At 65.0% G+C, this 18,535-nt stretch carries 20 protein-coding genes and 2 pseudogenes; 17 read left to right on the forward strand and 5 right to left on the reverse strand.

What is annotated here, in order from left to right:
- Positions 1-23 precede the first annotated feature (23 nt).
- From F8237_RS20485 to F8237_RS20495, 3 genes are all read left to right on the forward strand, one after another.
- A complete protein-coding gene (locus tag F8237_RS20485; RefSeq protein WP_151647375.1) occupies positions 24-941 on the forward strand; it encodes a metallophosphoesterase in 918 nt (305 codons plus the stop codon).
- Between the two features lie 113 nt (positions 942-1,054).
- Positions 1,055-1,459, forward strand: coding sequence for a tol-pal system-associated acyl-CoA thioesterase (gene ybgC, locus F8237_RS20490; RefSeq protein ID WP_244550181.1), 405 nt, complete (start codon positions 1,055-1,057; stop codon positions 1,457-1,459).
- A 96-nt stretch (positions 1,460-1,555) separates the two neighbouring features.
- A complete protein-coding gene (locus F8237_RS20495) occupies positions 1,556-2,023 on the forward strand; it encodes a nuclear transport factor 2 family protein (protein WP_151647377.1) in 468 nt (155 codons plus the stop codon).
- A gap of 202 nt (positions 2,024-2,225) precedes the next feature.
- On the opposite strand, the gene F8237_RS20500 is transcribed toward F8237_RS20495, so the two are convergent.
- Together F8237_RS20500 and F8237_RS36930 are read right to left on the reverse strand one after the other, a co-directional pair.
- The gene (locus tag F8237_RS20500) at positions 2,226-2,939 is read right to left on the reverse strand and encodes a type 1 glutamine amidotransferase (RefSeq protein ID WP_151647379.1); all 714 of its coding nucleotides are present in this window, start codon (positions 2,937-2,939) and stop codon (positions 2,226-2,228) included.
- 41 nt (positions 2,940-2,980) lie between these two features.
- A pseudogene (locus F8237_RS36930) lies at positions 2,981-3,148 on the reverse strand (LysR family transcriptional regulator); the annotation flags it as partial.
- A 1-nt stretch (position 3,149) separates the two neighbouring features.
- On the opposite strand from F8237_RS36930, the pseudogene F8237_RS20510 reads away from it, so the two are divergent.
- Positions 3,150-3,917: pseudogene (locus F8237_RS20510) on the forward strand (amidohydrolase family protein); the annotation flags it as partial.
- Here the strand turns inward: F8237_RS20510 and F8237_RS20515 are convergent.
- Positions 3,907-4,821, reverse strand: a complete 915-nt coding sequence (locus F8237_RS20515) for a LysR substrate-binding domain-containing protein (RefSeq protein ID WP_151647381.1) — start codon at positions 4,819-4,821, stop codon at positions 3,907-3,909. The pseudogene F8237_RS20510 and the gene F8237_RS20515 sit on opposite strands and share 11 nt — an antisense overlap.
- Before the next feature lie 274 nt (positions 4,822-5,095).
- Between F8237_RS20515 and F8237_RS20520 the strand changes: the two genes are divergently transcribed.
- From F8237_RS20520 to F8237_RS20560, 9 genes are read left to right on the forward strand one after another with little or no spacing between them, the layout of a single operon-like run.
- Positions 5,096-6,130: an ABC transporter substrate-binding protein gene (locus tag F8237_RS20520; protein ID WP_151647383.1), complete on the forward strand. Its 1,035-nt coding sequence runs from the start codon at positions 5,096-5,098 to the stop codon at positions 6,128-6,130.
- A gap of 28 nt (positions 6,131-6,158) precedes the next feature.
- Positions 6,159-7,199, forward strand: a complete 1,041-nt coding sequence (locus tag F8237_RS20525) for an ABC transporter ATP-binding protein (RefSeq protein WP_151647385.1) — start codon at positions 6,159-6,161, stop codon at positions 7,197-7,199.
- Positions 7,196-8,071, forward strand: a complete 876-nt coding sequence (locus tag F8237_RS20530) for an ABC transporter permease (RefSeq protein ID WP_151647387.1) — start codon at positions 7,196-7,198, stop codon at positions 8,069-8,071. Before F8237_RS20525 ends, F8237_RS20530 begins: the two co-directional genes overlap by 4 nt.
- A complete protein-coding gene (locus F8237_RS20535; protein ID WP_151647389.1) occupies positions 8,068-8,874 on the forward strand; it encodes an ABC transporter permease in 807 nt (268 codons plus the stop codon). Before F8237_RS20530 ends, F8237_RS20535 begins: the two co-directional genes overlap by 4 nt.
- A gap of 8 nt (positions 8,875-8,882) precedes the next feature.
- A complete protein-coding gene (locus F8237_RS20540; RefSeq protein ID WP_151647391.1) occupies positions 8,883-10,019 on the forward strand; it encodes an NAD(P)/FAD-dependent oxidoreductase in 1,137 nt (378 codons plus the stop codon).
- A 19-nt stretch (positions 10,020-10,038) separates the two neighbouring features.
- On the forward strand, positions 10,039-10,335 hold the full coding sequence (locus F8237_RS20545; protein ID WP_151647393.1) for a (2Fe-2S)-binding protein: 297 nt from the start codon (positions 10,039-10,041) through the stop codon (positions 10,333-10,335).
- The gene (locus F8237_RS20550; protein ID WP_151647395.1) at positions 10,332-11,750 is read left to right on the forward strand and encodes an FAD/NAD(P)-dependent oxidoreductase; all 1,419 of its coding nucleotides are present in this window, start codon (positions 10,332-10,334) and stop codon (positions 11,748-11,750) included. Before F8237_RS20545 ends, F8237_RS20550 begins: the two co-directional genes overlap by 4 nt.
- Positions 11,747-12,868 carry an NAD(P)/FAD-dependent oxidoreductase gene (locus F8237_RS20555; RefSeq protein ID WP_151647397.1) on the forward strand — a complete coding sequence of 374 codons (1,122 nt, stop codon included), beginning with the start codon at positions 11,747-11,749 and terminating at the stop codon, positions 12,866-12,868. Before F8237_RS20550 ends, F8237_RS20555 begins: the two co-directional genes overlap by 4 nt.
- A 15-nt stretch (positions 12,869-12,883) precedes the next feature.
- Positions 12,884-13,231 carry a RidA family protein gene (locus tag F8237_RS20560; RefSeq protein WP_085401813.1) on the forward strand — a complete coding sequence of 116 codons (348 nt, stop codon included), beginning with the start codon at positions 12,884-12,886 and terminating at the stop codon, positions 13,229-13,231.
- Between the two features lie 231 nt (positions 13,232-13,462).
- Here F8237_RS20560 and F8237_RS20565 read toward each other — a convergent pair whose 3' ends face one another.
- The gene (locus F8237_RS20565; RefSeq protein ID WP_151647399.1) at positions 13,463-14,791 is read right to left on the reverse strand and encodes a dicarboxylate/amino acid:cation symporter; all 1,329 of its coding nucleotides are present in this window, start codon (positions 14,789-14,791) and stop codon (positions 13,463-13,465) included.
- Between the two features lie 262 nt (positions 14,792-15,053).
- On the opposite strand from F8237_RS20565, the gene F8237_RS20570 reads away from it, so the two are divergent.
- A complete protein-coding gene (locus tag F8237_RS20570; protein ID WP_151647401.1) occupies positions 15,054-15,890 on the forward strand; it encodes an SDR family oxidoreductase in 837 nt (278 codons plus the stop codon).
- Between the two features lie 26 nt (positions 15,891-15,916).
- Here F8237_RS20570 and F8237_RS20575 read toward each other — a convergent pair whose 3' ends face one another.
- The gene (locus tag F8237_RS20575) at positions 15,917-16,138 is read right to left on the reverse strand and encodes a DUF1488 family protein (RefSeq protein ID WP_244626154.1); all 222 of its coding nucleotides are present in this window, start codon (positions 16,136-16,138) and stop codon (positions 15,917-15,919) included.
- A gap of 97 nt (positions 16,139-16,235) precedes the next feature.
- Between F8237_RS20575 and F8237_RS20580 the strand changes: the two genes are divergently transcribed.
- The 3 genes from F8237_RS20580 (at position 16,236) to F8237_RS20590 (ending at position 18,449) form a co-directional block, all read left to right on the forward strand.
- On the forward strand, positions 16,236-16,640 hold the full coding sequence (locus F8237_RS20580; RefSeq protein ID WP_151647403.1) for a hypothetical protein: 405 nt from the start codon (positions 16,236-16,238) through the stop codon (positions 16,638-16,640).
- Positions 16,641-16,938: 298 nt separating this feature from the next.
- Positions 16,939-17,544: a hypothetical protein gene (locus F8237_RS20585; RefSeq protein ID WP_151647404.1), complete on the forward strand. Its 606-nt coding sequence runs from the start codon at positions 16,939-16,941 to the stop codon at positions 17,542-17,544.
- An 83-nt stretch (positions 17,545-17,627) separates the two neighbouring features.
- Complete coding sequence (locus F8237_RS20590) at positions 17,628-18,449, forward strand: NAD-dependent protein deacetylase (RefSeq protein WP_151647406.1); 822 nt, start codon at positions 17,628-17,630, stop codon at positions 18,447-18,449.
- The last annotated feature ends 86 nt before the right edge of the window (positions 18,450-18,535 follow it).

Genomic DNA, 18,535 nt, shown 5'->3' on the forward strand with positions numbered 1-18,535 from the left:
AGGCGCATCACCAGCGGGCTTCCATGATCACGCGTCGGCATCTCATCCGTTCCATCGGCGCTCTGTCCGCCCTCGGCGTCTCGACCACGGCTTATGCCGTCGGTGTCGAGCCTGTGCTGCGGCTTCGCGTCACCCGCTATCATCCGGCCCCGCGGCAATGGCCGTCGGATTTTCCGCTGAAGATCGCCGTCATCGCCGACATCCATGCCTGCGATCCCTGGATGTCGCTGGAGCGGATCGCGGCCATCGTCGACCGTACCAACGCGCTGAAGGCCGACCTCATCGTGCTGCTCGGCGACTATGTCACCGCTCTTCACCAGGTCACGCGCATCATTCCGCCGCGCGAATGGGCAAGGGTGCTGGCTGGCCTCAAGGCGCCGCTCGGCGTTCATGCCGTCATGGGCAATCACGATTACTGGGACGACAGGACCGTGCAGCAGGCCGGCTACGGGCCGACCATCGCGCATCGCGCGTTGGAGGCGGCCGGCATTCCCGTCTACGAGAACGACGCCGTGCGTCTCACTAAGGACGGCCGCCCGTTCTGGCTCGCCGGTCTTGGCGATCAACTCGCCTTTCTGCCGGCGCGGCGGTTCCGGAATATGGTGCGCTTCGGCGCCGACGACCTCGCCGCGACGCTCGCCAAGGTCACCGACGACGCGCCGATCATCCTGCTCGCGCACGAGCCCAACATCGCGCCGCGCGTGCCCGCGCGCGTCGCGCTGCAACTGTCCGGCCACACTCATGGCGGCCAGATCCGCTTGCTTGGCTGGTCGCCCGCCGTTCCGCCGCAGCACGGCCTCCGGCTCGCTTATGGTCATTTCCGGCTGAAATGCGACGTCATCGTCTCCGGTGGCCTCGGTTGCAGCATCATGCCCGTCCGCGTCGGCGTGCCGCCCGAGATCGTCGAGGTGACGCTGGGGCGAGGACCGGTTGTGGCGTAACCGCGCTTGCGCGATCAGCCGTTTTTGCGCAAAACGGGCCGGTTGCAAAAAGCAAAGAGGCTCGCGACGTGACAGCCCATCTCGACGGCGAGATCCGCGACGGCCGCCATCACATGCAGGTCCGCGTCTACTACGAGGACACGGATTTTTCCGGCATCGTCTATCACGCCAATTATCTGCGCTTCATGGAGCGCGGCCGGACCAATCATCTGCGGCTGATGGGCGCCGAGCAGCAGGCGCTGTTCGAGCAGCCCGCGACCGAGGATGCCGGCTTCGCCTTCGTGGTCCGCTCGATGCACCTGGATTTCCTCAAGCCCGCGCGGATGGACGACGTGCTCGATGTCGTGACCTGGCCGGTCGCGGTGAAGGGCGCCTCGATCATGCTGGCGCAGGAGGTGCGGCGCGGGGAAGATGTGCTGGTGAAAGCCGAGGTGCGCGTCGCCTTCATCAGCGGCGGCCGCGCTCAGCCGATCCCGAAATCGATCCGTACGCTGATGAAGGCCGATTTGATTTCCTGATCGCCCGATAAGTGATCGGCCGACAGGTGATGGCCTCTCGACTCCGGCGGATGCGGCGATAGATTTGCCGCCCCCGACCCAATCGATGAGGCCATCATGTCGCGTCCGCCGCTTCCGCCCTTCACCCGAGAGACTGCCGCGCAGAAGGCCCGTATGGCCGAGGACGCCTGGAATTCGCGCGACCCGGTGCGCGTGTCGCTCGCCTATACCGAGGATAGCCGCTGGCGAAATCGCTCCGAGGTTTTTCAGGGCCGCGAGGCCATCGTGACGTTCCTCACCCGAAAATGGGAAAAGGAGCGGGAGTATCGCCTGATCAAGGACCTCTGGGGGTTCGACGGCAACCGCATCGCGGTGCGCTTCCAATACGAATGGCACGACGCCGGCGGCCAGTGGTATCGCTCCTATGGCAACGAGCAGTGGGAGTTCGACGAGCACGGCCTGATGCGGCGGCGCGAGGCATCGATCAACGACATCGCGATTGCGGAGAAAGATCGGCGGTTTCACTGGGAAGCGCCCGGGCCGCGGCCCGCGGATGTGGCGGGGCTGGGGACGGATCCGTTCTGACATCTCGAGCGGCGGTGCTTCACCCTCTCCCCTTGTGGGAGAGGGTGAAGCACCGCCGCATAGCGGCGAGACGGGTGAGGGGTCTCTCTCCGCGAGTCTAACTCTCGTTTGAATACGCGGACGAATACCCCTCATCCGGCGCTTCGCGCCACCTTCTCCCACTAGGGGAGAAGGGAAGAGTCCGCGTGGCGAGCGCTGCGGACTATGGAGCCGTGCGCTTCGCCAGAAACCGCGTGATCGCCCCACCCAGCTTGGCGCTGTCCAGCGGCTCCACCAGTGACTCCCTTGCCGTCGCAACCACCGCCTCCGGCACCTTGCCGTCGCGCAGCTCGCAGCACACTTGCGCGAACTCCACGTCGAATTCGGGATGCGGCTGGACCGACAGCGTCGTGCCGTTGGCGTAGAGCAGCCCGGCATGCGGCGTGAAGTCGGACGAGAGGATCGTGAGCGCGTCGCTCGGCGGCTCGATCACCTGGTCCTGATGCGAGGCGGCGATCGCGACAGCTTCACCCTCGACGACGCCGTTCTCGGGCAGCACCTGATAGACGTGCCGGCCGATGCCCCAGCCCTTCTCCGACTTGCGCACCGTGCCGCCGAGCGCCTGTGCGATCAATTGATGGCCGAAGCAGACCCCGACCATCGGTGTCTTGTTCGCATAGGCGGAGCGCACGAAATCTTCCAGCGGCGCGATCCAGTCGAGCCCGTCATAGACGCCGGCGGCAGCGCCCGTGATCAGCACGGCCTCGAGCTTGCCCGGATCGGGCAGTGCATCGCCATTCGGGATGCTGACGATTTCGACCGTGGCCGTCGGGTCCTCGGCGCGGACCATGCGTTCGAACATGTCCGGAAACGAGCCGTGCTGCTCGCGGTATTTTGGCGGGACCTGCCCGGTCTCGATGATGGTGATGCGTGCCATGTGCCCCTCCCCGGTCAAAGGCTGCGCGCGCCGGCGCAAGCTCAGTCGATTCCTGCCCCATGTTGCTGGTGCGGCGCTGTGCGTTCCAGCAGAGAGCTTTCCTTGCGAACTTCGTTGAGAAAGGCCTTGGCCAGGCGGGACAGCGGTTCGGCTTCCGACCATAGCATATAGGCGACCGCGTGCGTGGTCGGCGTGAACGGCCGGACTACGATGAGCCCGCATGCTACCGACACCTGCGGCCCCGATCTGCTGAAGGCCTGCGCTACACGCGCGCGCGAACTTGGCGTGCCCATCACCACGCACATGGCGCAGAGCCGCGCCGAGGTCGAGACCATCGGCAAGCGCTATGGTGGCCGAACGCCGGCGCAATATCTAGACTGGCTCGGCCTGCTTGCCCCGGATCTGATGGCGGCGCACTGCATGTTCAGCAGCGACGACGACCTCAAGCTGATGGCCGCGTGCGGGATGACCGTTCTGAATTGCCCGCGCGTGTTCGCGCGTGCCGGCGTCACCGCGGCGTTCAGCCGCTTCGCCGAGCACGGCGTCCGTACCGTGGTCGGCACCGACGGTTACAACATGGACCTGCTCGGCGAGCTCAATGCGGCATCGCTGATCTCCAAGATTACGTCGCAGCGCGCCGACGTCGCCAACTCGCCGGAGCTGATCGAGGCAAACACGGCGGTTGCCGCCGATGTCATCAAGCGGCCGGACCTCGGCCGGATCGCGCCCGGTGCGACGGCTGACCTCACTGTCGTCGATCTCACCCATCCGCATCTGCAGCCGCTGTTCGATCCGCGGCGCGCACTGATCGCGCTCGCCAACCGCGCTAATATCGATCAGGTCATGGTCGATGGCCGCATGCTGATCGATGCCGGGCGCTATCTCGGCGCCGACGAAGCGGCGATCACCGCAGCCGGCACCGCGGCGATCGGCAAGATCTGGGACCTGCCGGAGGCGCAGACCGCGTTCAACGGCTGAGGGCAGGCTCGTCGAATTCGACGAGCGCCTTGCGCATGGTCTCGACCAGATCGAGCGCCACCGGCGAGGGGCTGCGCTGCGCCGGAAAGACCGCGGAGAATTCGAAGTCGATGCGCGGCAGGAATCGGCGCACGGCGACGCCGCGGGTGGAAAATTCCTGCGCGGTGAAGGGATCGCAGATCGCGACGCCCAGCCCCGATGACACCATGCCGCACATGATCTCCGACAGCGCGGTCTCGACCCGCAGCACGCGGCGGACATCGTGACGATGGAAGATCTGGTCGACGAGGTGCCGGCTCGACGATCCCGCCGACAGCGAAATGAAGGTCTCGCCCTCGAAATCGCGCGGCTCCAGAACTTCCTTTTCCGTGAGGCGATGACCTGTCGGCAGCACCGCGACGCGCGCGGGTGCCGGCAGCCTCTGGCTTGGCAGGCCGGAATGCGCGATCGGCACCTCGGCAAAGCCGACGTCGCACTGATTGTTCAGCACCCAGTCGACCACGATCGGGGAGATCACGCCGAAGAAAGCAAGGTTGAGGTTGGGCCGCTCTTTCAAAAAGTGTCCGGTGAGCCGCGGCAAATAGCCGTTCGACAGCGCCGGAAGGGCGGCGATTCGGAGCGAGCCGGTGCGGCGGCCGCGAATCTCTTCGGCTGCCGCGGTGATGCGTTCGAGGCCGACGAAGGAGCGCTCCACTTCAGTATAGAGCGCCATGGCTGCTGCGGTCGGCACGAGGCCGGTGCCGCGCCGCTCGAACAGCTCCATCTTCAACAGCGCCTGGAGGTCGCGCAGCAACCGGCTGACCGCCGGCTGCGTTACGGTCATCAGCGCGGCCGCCTCGGTGACGCTGCCAGTCAGCATGGTTGCGCGGAAGGCCTCCACCTGCCGCGAATTGATCCGGGCCATCCAAATTCCATCCATAACATTTCAGCATACAGAGCTTGCCATTATTCATTGGACGATGGAAGTATAGGTTGCGATCTTTTTCATCAGGACTGGAGACAGCCCGCTTTTTCGGCAGATTGGAGGGGTTCAAACCTCCGGATCGCGCAAGAACCCGCTGAGCAGGGGCCGGAGCCCTGATCGGAGGGGAATTGGCGCGGAAGGAAATGCGGAAGGCGCTTCGGCCAGCGAGACACGTCGGCACGTCACCCCATTCCGGTATTGGAGATCGGACCACATGAAGACTTTTCGCCTTCTGACCGCGGTCAGCATCGCAGCGCTTCTTGCCGCCCCCTCGGTCGCCTCGGCTCAGCAGAAAACGCTCTATGTCGCCGGCTATGGCGGCTCGTTCGAGAAGACCATCCGGGACGAGGTGATCCCGACCTTCGAGAAGGAGAACGGCGTCAAGGTCGAATATGTTGCCGGCAACTCCACCGATACGCTGGCAAAACTCCAGGCGCAGAAGGGCAACCAGCAGATCGACGTCGCCATCGTCGACGACGGTCCGATGTATCAGGCGATCCAGCTCGGCTTCTGCGGCAAGCTCGACGGCTTGCCGGCTGATCTCTACGACACCGCCCGTTTCAAGGATGATCGTGCCGTCGCGATCGGCATCGTCGCCACCGGCCTGATGTACAACACCAAGGTGTTCGCCGAGAAAGGCTGGGCGCCGCCGACCTCGTGGAACGACCTGAAGGACACGAAATACGCCAAGCAGCTCGTCATTCCGCCGATCAACAACACCTATGGCCTCGAAGCGCTGGTGATGCTGTCGAAGATGAACGGCGGCGGCGAGACCAACGTCGATTCCGGCTTCAAGATCTTCAAGGAGCAGATCAATCCGAACGTGCTGGCCTATGAGCCGTCGCCGGGCAAGATGACCGAGCTGTTCCAGTCCGGTCAGGCCGTGATCGCGGTGTGGGGCACCGGCCGCGTGCAGAGCTTCGCCAATACCGGTTTCCCCGTCGACTTCGTCTATCCGAAGGAGGGCGCGGCGACGCTGCTGACGACGGCCTGTCCGATCACCAAGCCGAACGCCTCGCCGCTTGCCGCGAGCTTCATCAAGATGCTGCTTGAGCCGAAGATCCAGCTCGTGCTGCTCAAGGACTACGGTTATGGCCCGGTGCTGAAATCGCTGGTAGTGCCGCCCGAGCTCGGCAAGATGGCGCCGATCGGCGAGCGCGCGTCAAAGCTCTATAATCCGGACTGGACCGTCATCAACGACAAGCGCGAGGAATGGACCAAGCGCTGGAACCGCGAGGTCGAGCGTTGATCTGATCGTTCGTAGCGGAGACAGCGTGATGGCCTATCTCGAGCTCGATCGGGTCGCCAAGGAGTTCGGCGCGCAGACCGTGGTCGACGACTTCAGTCTGTCGGTGGGGAAGGGGGAGTTCATCTCCTTTCTCGGCCCGTCCGGCTGCGGCAAGACCACGACCCTGCAGATGATCGCGGGCTTCCTCGATCCCACGCGCGGCGCGATCCGCCTGGAGGGCAAGGATCTCGCCGCGATCCATCCGGCCAAGCGCGGGCTCGGCATCGTGTTCCAGAGCTACGCGCTGTTTCCGCACATGACTGCGGCGGAGAACGTCGCCTTTGGTCTGGAGATGCGCAAGGTGCCGCGCAGTGAGCGGGCCGAGCGCGTCCGCGCCGCGCTGGCGATGGTCGGGCTCGCCGGCTACGAGGACCGCCATCCCCGCCGCATGTCTGGCGGCCAGCAGCAGCGCGTGGCGCTGGCGCGTGCGCTGGTGATCAAGCCGAGCGTGTTGCTGCTCGACGAGCCGCTGTCCAACCTCGACGCCAAGCTGCGCGAGGAGATGCAGATCGAGCTGCGCCAGATCCAGCGCACCATCGGCACGACCACCATCCTCGTCACCCACGACCAGAACGAGGCGATGTCGCTGTCCGACCGCATCGTGGTGATGAGCCAGGGCAAGATCGAGCAGATCGGCTCGCCGCAGGAGACCTATGAGCGACCGGCCTCGGCCTTCGTCTCGCAGTTCCTGGGCAAGACCAACGATTTTGCCGCGACGATCGATCGGACTGCCGTGCAAGCGCGAGTAACGGCGGGCTCCTGGAGCGCGCCGGCGCCGGCTGGTCTCAGCGGCCCCGTCACCGTCAGCATCCGACCCGAGCGGATCGGCTTTGGCGATACCGGTCTCAGCGCCAGGATCGTCACACGCATCTTCCAGGGCAATCACTGGCTGTTCCAGTGCGACAGCGAATGCGGCCCGGCGATCGTGATCCGGCAGAATGACGGCGAGAAGCAGCCGGCCGAAGGCGAGGCCGTTCGTCTTGCCTGGCGTCCGGAGGACATGAGCGTGCGCGGGGGAGCTTCCGCATGAGCACGCCCGCCGACGAGCGCAACGCACGCGCGCCCTGGGCGCTGACAGCGCCGGCCCTGATGCTGTTCGTCGGCGTGCTGATGATTCCGCTGGCGATGACCGTGATGCTGTCGTTCCACGACTGGGGCCAGTACAAGGGCATCGAGCCGGTCTTCATCCTCAAGAACTGGCACGAGATCGCGACCGATCCCTATTACGCCGAGATGTTCTGGCGGACGTTTCGGATCGCGATCCTGACCACGCTGCTCACCGCGCTGCTCGGCGCACCCGAGGCCTACATTCTCAACCGCATGGACGGCCGCTGGAAAAGTATCTTCCTGCTGGTCATTCTCGGGCCGCTGCTGATCTCCGTGGTGGCGCGCACGCTCGGCTGGGCGCTGCTGTTCGGCGGCAACAACGGTCTCGTCAACAAGCTGCTGATGTCGGCAGGCGTGATCAGTTCGCCGATTCCCTTCATGTTCACCGAGACCGGCATGGTCATCGCGCTCGCGCATGTGATGATGCCGTTCATGGTGCTGTCGGTGTGGGCGGCGCTGCAGCGGCTCGATCCGCAGATCGAGAATGCGGCGATGTCGCTCGGCGCCGGCCCGATCACTACGATCCGCCGCATCATCATGCCGCAGATCATGCCGGGCGTGCTGTCGGGCGCGATCATCGTGTTCTCGCTCTCGGCCAGCGCGTTCGCGACGCCCGCGATCATCGGCGGCCGCCGGCTCAAGGTCGCGGCGACGCTCGCCTACGACGAATTCCTCAACACGCTGAACTGGCCGCTCGGTGCCGCCGTCGCCACGCTCTTGCTGGTGGCGCTGGTCCTGATCGTCGTCGGCAGCAACGCGCTGATCGAACGCCGCTATGCCGAGGTGTTCCGATGAGACAAAACGGCCCGCTCGCGCTGATCTTCCACACGGTCTTCGTCATCGTGATGGTGGCGCCGATCCTGGTGGTCTGCCTCGTCGCCTTCACGCCCGAGGGTTTTCTCTCGCTGCCGACCAACGGCTTCTCGCTGCGCTGGTTCAGGGCGATCGGCAATTACCCTGAGTTCATCCACGCCTTCTGGGTCAGCCTTGGGCTCGGCGCTCTGTCGTCCTTCGTGGCGCTGTTGTTCGCTGTGCCGGCGGCACTCGCGATCGCGCGCTATCGCTTCCGCGGCCGGGATGCGCTCGCCGCGCTATTCCTGTCGCCGCTGATGATCCCGCACGTCGTGCTCGGCATCGCCTTCCTGCGCTTCTTCACCTCGGCCGGCCTCGGCGGCAGTTTTGCCGCCCTGATCATCGCGCATGTCATCATCGTGTTCCCGTTCGCGCTGCGGCTGACGCTGGCGGCCGCGACGGGCATGGACCGCACCGTCGAGATGGCGGCTGTTTCGCTCGGCGCCGGCGGCTGGACGCTGTTTCGCCGCGTGACGCTGCCGCTGATCCTGCCCGGCGTCATCAGCGGCTGGGCGCTCGCCTTCATCCAGTCCTTCGACGATCTCACCATGACCGTCTTCCTTGCGGCACCCGGTACCGAGACGTTGCCGGTGCGCATGTTCCTTTATATCCAGGACAACATCGATCCGCTGGTGACGTCGGTCTCGGCCTGCGTGATCGCTGTTACCATGACCGCCCTCATTCTGCTCGACCGCTTCTACGGGCTCGACCGCGTGCTCGCCGGCAAGGGCGATACGGGACGATAGGAGAATCTATGCGAACGGATTACGACGTCGCCGTCGTCGGCGGCGGACTGCTCGGCTCCGCCATTGCCTGGGGCCTTGGACGGCTCGGCAAGCGCGTCGCCGTGCTCGACGAAGGCGACATCACCAAGCGTGCCTCGCGCGCGAATTTCGCGCTGGTCTGGGTTCAGAGCAAGGGCCTCGGCATGCCAGCCTATACGGTCTGGACCGTGCGGGCGTCGGAAGCCTGGGGCCGGCTCGCGTCGGAGCTGAAGCAGCAGACCGGGCTCGATGTCGCCCTTCAGCAGAATGGCGGCTTTCATCTGACGCTCGGCGAGGACGAATTCGGCCAGCGCACCGAGCTGGTCAAGCGCATGCACAACCAGACCGGTGCGGCCGACTACAAGATGGAGATGCTGTCCGCGTCCGAGGTGAAGAAGTCCCTGCCACTGATCGGACCGGAAGTCTCGGGCGGCAGCTACTGTCCGCTCGACGGCCATGTCAATTCGTTGCGCACGTTCCGCGCCTTCCACACCGGCTTCAGGGCATTCGGCATCGACTATTTTCCGGAGCGTCCGGTCTCGGCGATCAGCAAGAGCGGCGGCGAATTCAGCCTGGCCACGCCGAAGGGCGAGCTGCGCGCCGCCAAGATCGTGCTGGCCGCCGGCAATGCCAACCAGACGCTCGCGCCGATGGTGGGCCTTTACGCGCCGATGGGCCCGACCCGCGGCCAGATCGTGGTGACCGAGCGCACCATGCCGTTCCTGCCGCATCCCCTCACCACGATCCGCCAGACCGACGAGGGCACGGTGATGATCGGCGACAGCAAGGAGGACGAGCTCGACGACCGCACGCTGAAGCATTCGATCAGCGCGGTGATGACCGATCGCGCCCAGCGGATGTTCCCGCATTTGTCGCGGCTCAACGTGGTCAGGAGCTGGGCCGGCATTCGTGTCATGCCGCAGGACGGTTTTCCGATCTACGACCAGTCGGAGACGCATCCCGGCGCTTTCGTCGCCTGTTGCCATTCCGGCGTCACGCTCGCCTCCAACCACGCCTTCGAGATCGCGCGCATGGTTGCGCAGGGCGCGCTCGAGCCCGAACTGGTCGGTGCGTTCTCCGCCAGCCGCTTTGGCGGCGCGGGCGCGGCGAACACCAGCGGCTACTAGAGATATTGAAGGAGCCAAGATGTTCAAACGATCCGAACAGGACAAGCGGCCACAGGTGCAGATCTTCGTCGACGGCGTTGCCGTCGCGGCGCGTCAGGGTGACACCGTCTCCGCCGCGCTGCTCGCCTCCAGTCACGACGTGCGCCGGTCGACTGCTGTCAGCGGTGCGCCGCGGCTGCCCTATTGCATGATGGGCGTCTGTTTCGACTGCCTCGTCACCATCGACGGCGTCGGCAATCGGCAGGGCTGCCTCATCCCCGTCGCCGAGGGCATGCAGATCGAGATCCAGAAGGGCAAGCGGGAGATCGGAAAATGACCATGGCTCCCAAGCGCGAGGACTATGACGTGGTGGTGATCGGCGCCGGGCCCGCGGGCCTCGCCGCCGCTGCGACATCCGCCGGAGCCGGCCTGTCGACGTTGTTGCTCGACGAGAATATCGGCCCCGGCGGCCAGGTGTTCCGTGCGATCTCGTCGACGCCGGTGACGGATCGCAATCAGCTCGGCGCGGACTACTGGGTCGGCGCCGATCTCGTGCAGTCGCTGCGTGCGAGTAATGCCGAGGTCATTCATCGTGCCACGGTCTGGAGCCTCGACCGCAATCTCGATATCGCGGTCTCCGTCGGTGGCGCCTCGGCCTTCGTCAAGACAAAGCGCGTGATCCTCGCGACCGGCGCACTGGAGCGGCCGTTTCCGATTCCCGGCTGGACCCTGCCGGGCGTCATGACCGCGGGCGCGGTGCAGACCATGCTGAAGTCGTCGGCTTTGATTCCCGATGGCCGCACGGTGATCGCGGGGCAGGGGCCTTTGCTCTGGCTGCTCGCCGCGCAGATTTTGCGGCTGGGGGGCCGGATCGACCGCATCCTCGACACCACCGAGCGCGGCAATTACTTCGCTGCGTTGCCGCACGCTTTCGCCTTCCTGACCTCGCCCTATTTCGCCAAGGGCCTGTCGATGATGCGCGAAGTGAAGGCGAAGGTGCAGGTCGTCTCCGGAGTCACCGAGCTTGCCGCATCCGGCGAGGGGCAACTCGCGAGCGTGAGCTATGTCGCGGGCAGCAAGCGCGAGACCCTTCCGGTGGATCTCCTGCTGCTGCATCAGGGCGTCGTGCCCAACGTTAATCTCGCGATGTCGGCCGGTGTCGAGCATCGCTGGGATGATTTGCAACTGTGCTGGTCGCCGGTCCTAGATGGAGGCGGCAATTCATCGGTCGCAGGCATTGCGATCGCAGGCGACGGTGCGGGCATCGGCGGCGCCAACGCCGCGGTGGTCCGTGGCCGCATCGCTGCGCGCGCGGCGGTGGACGCGTTGGCGCCGGCGGCCGCCGCGAAGCTTCCCGCGATGGCGACGCTGCGCGCTGATCTCGCCAAAGCCGAGCGCGGCCGCACCTTCCTCGACACGCTGTTCCGCCCCGCGCCGCAGTTCCGCATTCCCTCGGGCGACACCATCGTCTGCCGCTGCGAGGAGGTGACTGCGAAGGACGTTCTCGATTCGGTTGCGATCGGTGCGACCGGGCCGAACCAGCTCAAGGCCTATCGCCGCACCGGCATGGGCCCGTGCCAGGGCCGACTCTGCGGCCTCACCGTCACCGAGCTGATGGCGCAGGCGCGCGGCAAGACCCCGCAGGAGATCGGCTATTACCGGCTGCGCGCGCCGGTCAAGCCGATCACGCTGGCCGAGCTCGCCGCCGTTCCCAAGAGCGAGGCCGACGTCAAGGCCGTGGTGCGCGGATGACCCAAAACGTGGATGCGATCGTTGTCGGTGGCGGCATCCACGGATGCTCGACCGCGCTGCATCTGTGCCTCGCCGGCCTGAAGCCGGTGCTGATCGAGAAGGACTATGCCGGCCGCCACGCCTCCGGCGTCAATGCCGGCGGCGTCCGCCAGCTTGCGCGGCACATCCCCGAGATTCCGCTCTCGATCCGCTCGATGGGAATCTGGGAAAAGATCGCCGATCTGCTCGACGACGATTGCAGCTTTGAGAGCTACGGCCAGGTGCTGGTCGCCGAGAACGAGGAAGAACTCGCCGTCTGCCGCGCCCGCGTCGCGGAGCTGAACGCGCTCGGTTTTACCCATGAGGAGCTGATCGACGCGGCCGAGCTGCGGCGACTCGTGCCGGCCGTCGCCGAGACCTGCCCCGGCGGCGTGGTCTCGCGCCGCGACGGTGCGGCCAATCCGGCGCAGGCGACGACGGCGTTCCGGCGCAAGGCCGAGCAGCTCGGCACGACCGTGCGCGAGGGCGTGGCCGCCAGCAACATCCGTTACAATCATGGCCTCTGGCATGTCGATGTCGGCGCCGAGAGCTTCGCCGCGCCGGTGCTGGTCAACGCCGCCGGTGCCTGGGCCGGCAAGATCGCGGCCGCGCTCGGCGAGCCGGTTCCGGTCGAGACCGTGGCGCCGATGCTGATGATCACCTCGCGCGTGCCGCACTTCATCGACCCCGTCGTGATCCTGCGCGGGCGAAAGCTGTCCTTCAAGCAATTCAAGAACGGAACCGTGCTGATCGGCGGCGGCCATCTGGCAACGCCTTACCAGGACCGTAACGAGACGGTGCTGGATTGGAAGAGCCTCGCCATCAGCGCGCGCACCGTCTTCGAGCTGTTCCCGGTGATGCGCGATGCGACGATCATGCGCGCCTGGGCCGGCATCGAGGCGAAGATGAAGGACGACATCCCCGTGTTCGGCCCGAGCAGCCGTCACAAGGGCCTCTATCACCAGTTCGGCTTCTCGCTGCACGGCTTTCAGCTCGGCCCCGGCGCCGGCGCTATCATGGCGGAGCTGATCGTCAACGGCGGCACCCAGACCCGCATCGGCGATCTCGGCATCGACCGCTTCCATCCCACGACGCTCTAGCAATACGAGGACATCATGAGCATCACCCGCAGCATTCGCACGCCCATCATGCACCGCGCCGTCGAAGCCAATGGCTTCGTCTTCGTCGGCGGCACCATCGCCGACGACACCTCGGTCTCGATGGGCGACCAGACCCGCAACATCCTCGGCAAGATCGCCGGCTATCTGAAGGAAGCCGGCACCGACAAGAGTCGCGTCGTCAGCACCTCGATCTTCGTCACGGATCTCTCCAAAAAGAAGGAGATGGACGCGGCCTGGACCGAATTTTTCGGCGACAATCTGCCGACCCGCGCGACCGTCGGCGTGGCCGATCTCGGCGGCGGCGCGTTGATCGAGGTCGTGGTCACCGCGCTCAAGGGCTGATGCGGTTCGGCGACGGGCAGAGCCCGTCAACAGCGGCGCGCCGATCCCGGTGCGGCGTCGTCGCTGCAATCATCAAAAACCCGACGCCCTGCCGCCAGCGCGTCGGGTGGAAAGAATAAGTATCGATCGGTGATCGCAACGCCTGTGTTGTGACGCGCGCCGCACCAATTGACCACTCCGGGAAACTACCGCGTCGGAATTGGGCTGCAGGTGGCGCCGATCTGGGCGGCTTTACGCGCTGCCGCCCGGTTCGAGTGCCTCGCCGATCTCCAGCGGATGGGCCATGGTCTCGTGCAGCGCGTCGCGGTCGAGCTCGCCTTCGGAGATGCTGATGACGACGCAAGCGACGCCGTTGCCGATCAGATTGGTCAGCGCGCGGCACTCGCTCATGAACTTGTCGATGCCGACCAGGATCGCGATCGACTGGATCGGGATATCGGGCACGATCGAGAGTGTCGCGGCAAGCGTGATGAATCCGGCACCGGTCACGCCCGAGGCGCCCTTGGAGGTGATCATGGCGATGCCGAGAATGCCGAGCTCCTGCCAGATCGTCAGATGGGTGTTGGTCGCCTGCGCCAGAAACAGCGTCGCCAGCGTCATGTAGATGTTGGTGCCGTCGAGGTTGAAGCTGTAGCCGGTCGGGATGACGAGGCCGACCACCGAGCGTGAGGCGCCGAGATGCTCCATCTTCTGGATCATCTGCGGCAACACCGTCTCCGACGACGAGGTGCCGAGCACGATCAAGAGCTCATCCTTGATGTAGGCGATGAAGCGCAGGATCGAGAAGCCGGCGAGCCGGGCGATCGCGCCGAGCACGATCACCACGAACAGGATGCTGGTGAGATAGAACGTGCCGATCAGGGCGGCGAGGTTGAGCAGCGAGCCGAGGCCGTAGGCGCCGACGGTGAAGGCCATCGCGCCGAACGCGCCGATCGGCGCGACGCGCACGATGATGCGGATGATGCCGAAGAACATCTTTGCGGCCTTGTCGATCGCCTCCGCGATCGGCTCGCCGGCCTTGCCGAGGAATGCGATGGCAAAGCCGGAGAGGATCGAGACCAGCAAGACCTGCAAGAGGTCGCCGCGCGCGATCGCGCCCACATAGCTGTCGGGAATGATCGCCATCAAATGGGCGACGATGCCGTCTTCGTGGGCCTTGCTGACATAGGTCGCCACCGACTTCGGGTCGATCGTGGCGGGGTCGATGTTGAAGCCGTTGCCGGGCTGGAGAATCTCGCCGACCAACAGGCCGATCGCGAGCGCCACCGTCGACACCGTCTCGAAATAGATCAGCGACTTCAGGCCGACCCGGCCGACTCTCTTGAGGTCGCCCATCGAGGAGATGCCGTGCACCACGGTGCAGAAGATGACGGGCGCGATCATCATCTTGATCAGCGCGATGAAGCCGTCGCCGAGCGGCTTCAGCGCCTTGCCGAGATCGGGATAGAAATAGCCGATGAGCACCCCGAGTGCGATCGCGATCAGCACCTGGACGTAGAGGATCGTGTACCAGGGTTGATGCCGGCGATGGATCGCTGGCTGGATCGCGACTTGTGTCATATCGTAGGCCCCGGAACGCATTGATTTTGCAGGAATTGACCTTGCATGATTTGCATCATGTGATGGCCGCCACTGAAGCGACAATCACATTTTTGTCGGAACGCACGAAGATCGGTCGCTGCACCGCAACTGGTCCCGCATCCGCCGCTACAACTGGCATCGGCTGCCGATCATGCCGGTCAGGTGATGGAACAAAAATCCCGTTGCATTGATGATATGCCGCGACGTCAGGATGAGACGTCAAGATGATCTGGAGCCGAGCATGCCGCAAACCGATCGTTTACCCCAGTTTCCCTCGCGCCTCATCGGCCAATATGCGCTGGTGACAGGCGCATCGCAGGGCATCGGCCGCGCGGTCGCGATTCGCCTCGCCCAGGAAGGCGCGACGGTTGCCATCAACTATTTCGATCATACCGAGCGGGCGGAGGAAACGCTTGCGCTTGCAAGGACCGCATCGAACGATCGAGGCCACGGCAGGCTGGATCATTTCGTCGTCCAGGCGGACGTCGCCACTGAGAACGAAATCACCGCGATGTTCGAGACGATCCTGGCGCGCTGGAAGCGGCTCGACTGCCTCGTCAACAATGCCGGCTTTCAGGTGGAATCACCGAGCGAGGCGCTCGACGTCGAAACCTATCGCCGCATCATCGACGTCAATCTGAACGGCGCCGTGCTCTGCGCGCAGAAGGCGCTTGCGCATTTCGTCGCGCGCGGCGGAGGCGGCAACATCATCAATTGCTCCAGCGTCCACCAGATCATTCCAAAGCCCGGCTATCTCGCCTATTCGATCAGCAAGGGCGGGATGGCCAATCTGACCCGTACGCTGGCGCTGGAGTTTGCAGGCCGGGGCATTCGCGTCAATGCGGTGGGGCCGGGTGCGATCGACACGCCGATCAATGCCGCCTGGACCGGTGATCAGGACAAGCGCGGCGTCGTCAGCGGTCACATTCCGCTCGGCCGCGTCGGAACGCCGGAAGAGATCGCCGCCGTGTTCGCCTTCCTGGCGTCGGACGATGCCAGCTACATCACCGGGCAGACCATCTACGCCTGCGGAGGCCTGACTTTGTTCCCCGAGTTCCGCGACAATTGGGCGAGTTAGACCAGGGCAAGTTCGAGCGGACTGTTTCAGAAATCTCCCGCGACCAGATCGTAAGAGCCCCTGCTGCCGCGAACATATTTCCGGGCCGCAGCGGCATATATCAGGTCGCGGTGGGAATCGAACGTGTTCAGAAAGCCCGACTCGTCGGAATGGGCGCCCGGCTGGATATGCTTCAATGCGCCTCCTCGCGTATTTCTCCGTAAAGAAGACGCCCCAGTAGAACGATGATGCAGCGGCCTCCCCCCCATTCGTGATGAAGGTCGCAATGATTCCCTGAGTGCTGCGACGCCGGCATAGCCTGCAACTGGCAGGCTGGATACGCGGAGACTTCAACGAAAGGACGGCATGTTTAAATTTCTGCAGTATCGCGCCAAAGCAGCCGCGTATGGCGAGCTGGCCAAGAGCTCGCCCGGCAAGGATGACACTCGCAAATTCGAGAAACTGCAGGATAGCCTTGCATCGCGCGCGGACAACGAACAGGTCCTCGCGGACCAATACGTGGATGCAGTCAACGCCGGAGAGACGGAACGATTGCGCGGCGCAGCCCTCGCGGCGGAGGAGGAGCGTGTGTTGCGGTGTCTCGGCGCGGCCGTCATCATGCAGTGGAATTCTCTGCCGACGACGCTTCAGCGGGAGATATTCGATACCGCCGGATCGGTCGGAACATTGTTGGAGACAGCAGCGCTTCGTGGGCAGCTCGCCCGGTTCCTGCACAAGCACAAGCATGACGTCGGTTCCCACAAGGCCTGACGGGCCGTCGGGAAGCCTCGCGATGCAATCCAGCAACAGTCGCGAGAAACCGAGTCGCCGGGGCGATACGCTCGGACGAGCTCAACCGTACGGTTGATGCTCGCTCACGTCTCCTGCCCCACATTCGCGGCGGCCGTATCCGGCTAACGGTCGGGACAGACCCGACCTCTGGACCTGAGAGCGCAAATGCCTCCTGCGATCGCTAGAGCGATGTTCCCTTTGACCAAATCCGTCGAGCGAAACGTTGCGGGCGGACGCGGCGCCGTGTCGATCCAGTGGTAGGAAGAACGCGGTCGCCATGACGCTTCGTTGGGTGAGTGCAGGCCTTGGGCTTTTGGTTCTCGGGCTGCTGATCCTGGGCGCGGTGACGACGTCTGCGCAACAGACGCCGCCGCAGCCACACCAGGCGGCGCCGTCGCCACAGCAGGTCGCAGCGAAGCCCGCCAATATCGATCGCAACGGCGTGCTCATGCTGATACGGTCGACGCTGCTCGCGCTCGACCACGCCAACAAGACTGGCAATTACACCGTGCTGCGCGACCTCGGCGCGCCCGGATTCCAGGTCAACACCGCCGCAAAGCTCGCGGAGATCTTCGCCACGCAGCGCGGCGACAAGCTCGATATCTCCGGTGTTGCCGTCATCGATCCGCAATTGTCGTTGTTGCCGCAGATCGAGCCGAACGGTCTTTTGCACATGGCGGGATTTTTCCCATCGGTACCGTCGCAGGTGAATTTCGAACTGTTGTTCGCGCCGGTCGAAGGGCAATGGCGCGTGATCGGCGTGTCGTTGTCGGTCGGTCAGTCTTCGCCGGTTGCACCCCCAGCGCCCGAGGTTCCGCCGGGCAAGGCGGTCGTCTCGCAGAAGCAGGCCGCTCCACCGAAGCCGCCCCTGCCATCGAAATAGCCCATGCCGATGCCGTGAGGGTCTCGCGCCGCCGCGGCGGGTGTGATCTGGAAAAATCCGCCGGCGCAGACTACATCTGCGCCATGACAAACCCTCCGGTGGCAAGCCCTTCGCTCCAGGATTTCGTCGGCCGGCACAAGCGTCTGTTCGTGCTGACCGGTGCCGGGTGCAGCACCAATTCGGGTATTCCTGACTATCGCGACAGTGCCGGCAATTGGAAGCGAACCCAGCCGGTCAACTTCCAGGCCTTCATGGCGGAAGAGCAGACGCGCCAGCGCTACTGGGCGCGCAGCCTGATCGGATGGCGGCGGTTCGGCCAGGCCCGCCCGAACGATGCGCATCATGCGCTGGCTCGCCTCGAGGCCAGCGGTCGGTGCGAGATGCTGCTGACCCAGAACGTCGACCGGCTGCATCAGTCCGCGGGCCATAAGCAGGTGATCGACCTGCACGGTCGGCTCGATCTGGTCCGTTGCATGGGTTGCGGCGCCAAGACGCCGCGCGAGGAATTCCAGCATACGCTTGGCCGTGCCAACGCGGCGTGGCTGACGCTCGATGCCGCGGATGCGCCGGACGGCGACGCTGATCTCGAGCACGCGGATTTTTCGTCGTTCAACGTGCCGGCCTGCGAGGTCTGCGGCGGCATCCTCAAGCCCGATGTGGTGTTCTTCGGCGAGAACGTTCCGCGCGACGTGGTCGCCGCCGCGCAGGATCATCTGTCGCAGGCTGACGCCATGCTGATCGTCGGCTCGTCGCTGATGGTTTATTCCGGCTTCCGCTTCGTGCAGGCGGCGGCGCGCCGGCAAATCCCGATCGCCGCGGTCAACCTCGGACGCACCCGTGCCGACGAACTCCTGACGCTCAAGGTCGAGGACCGCTGCGAAGCCGCGCTCGCCTTCCTGCTCTGAGCTTGGCGCACCGAACTCCTGCTATCGCATAGGTGCCACGCGCTTCACCATCGGCGCCGTCGCTGGTATGAAAATTGCTGCGGTTT

The organism is Bradyrhizobium betae, assembly GCF_008932115.1.
Lineage (GTDB): Bacteria > Pseudomonadota > Alphaproteobacteria > Rhizobiales > Xanthobacteraceae > Bradyrhizobium > Bradyrhizobium betae.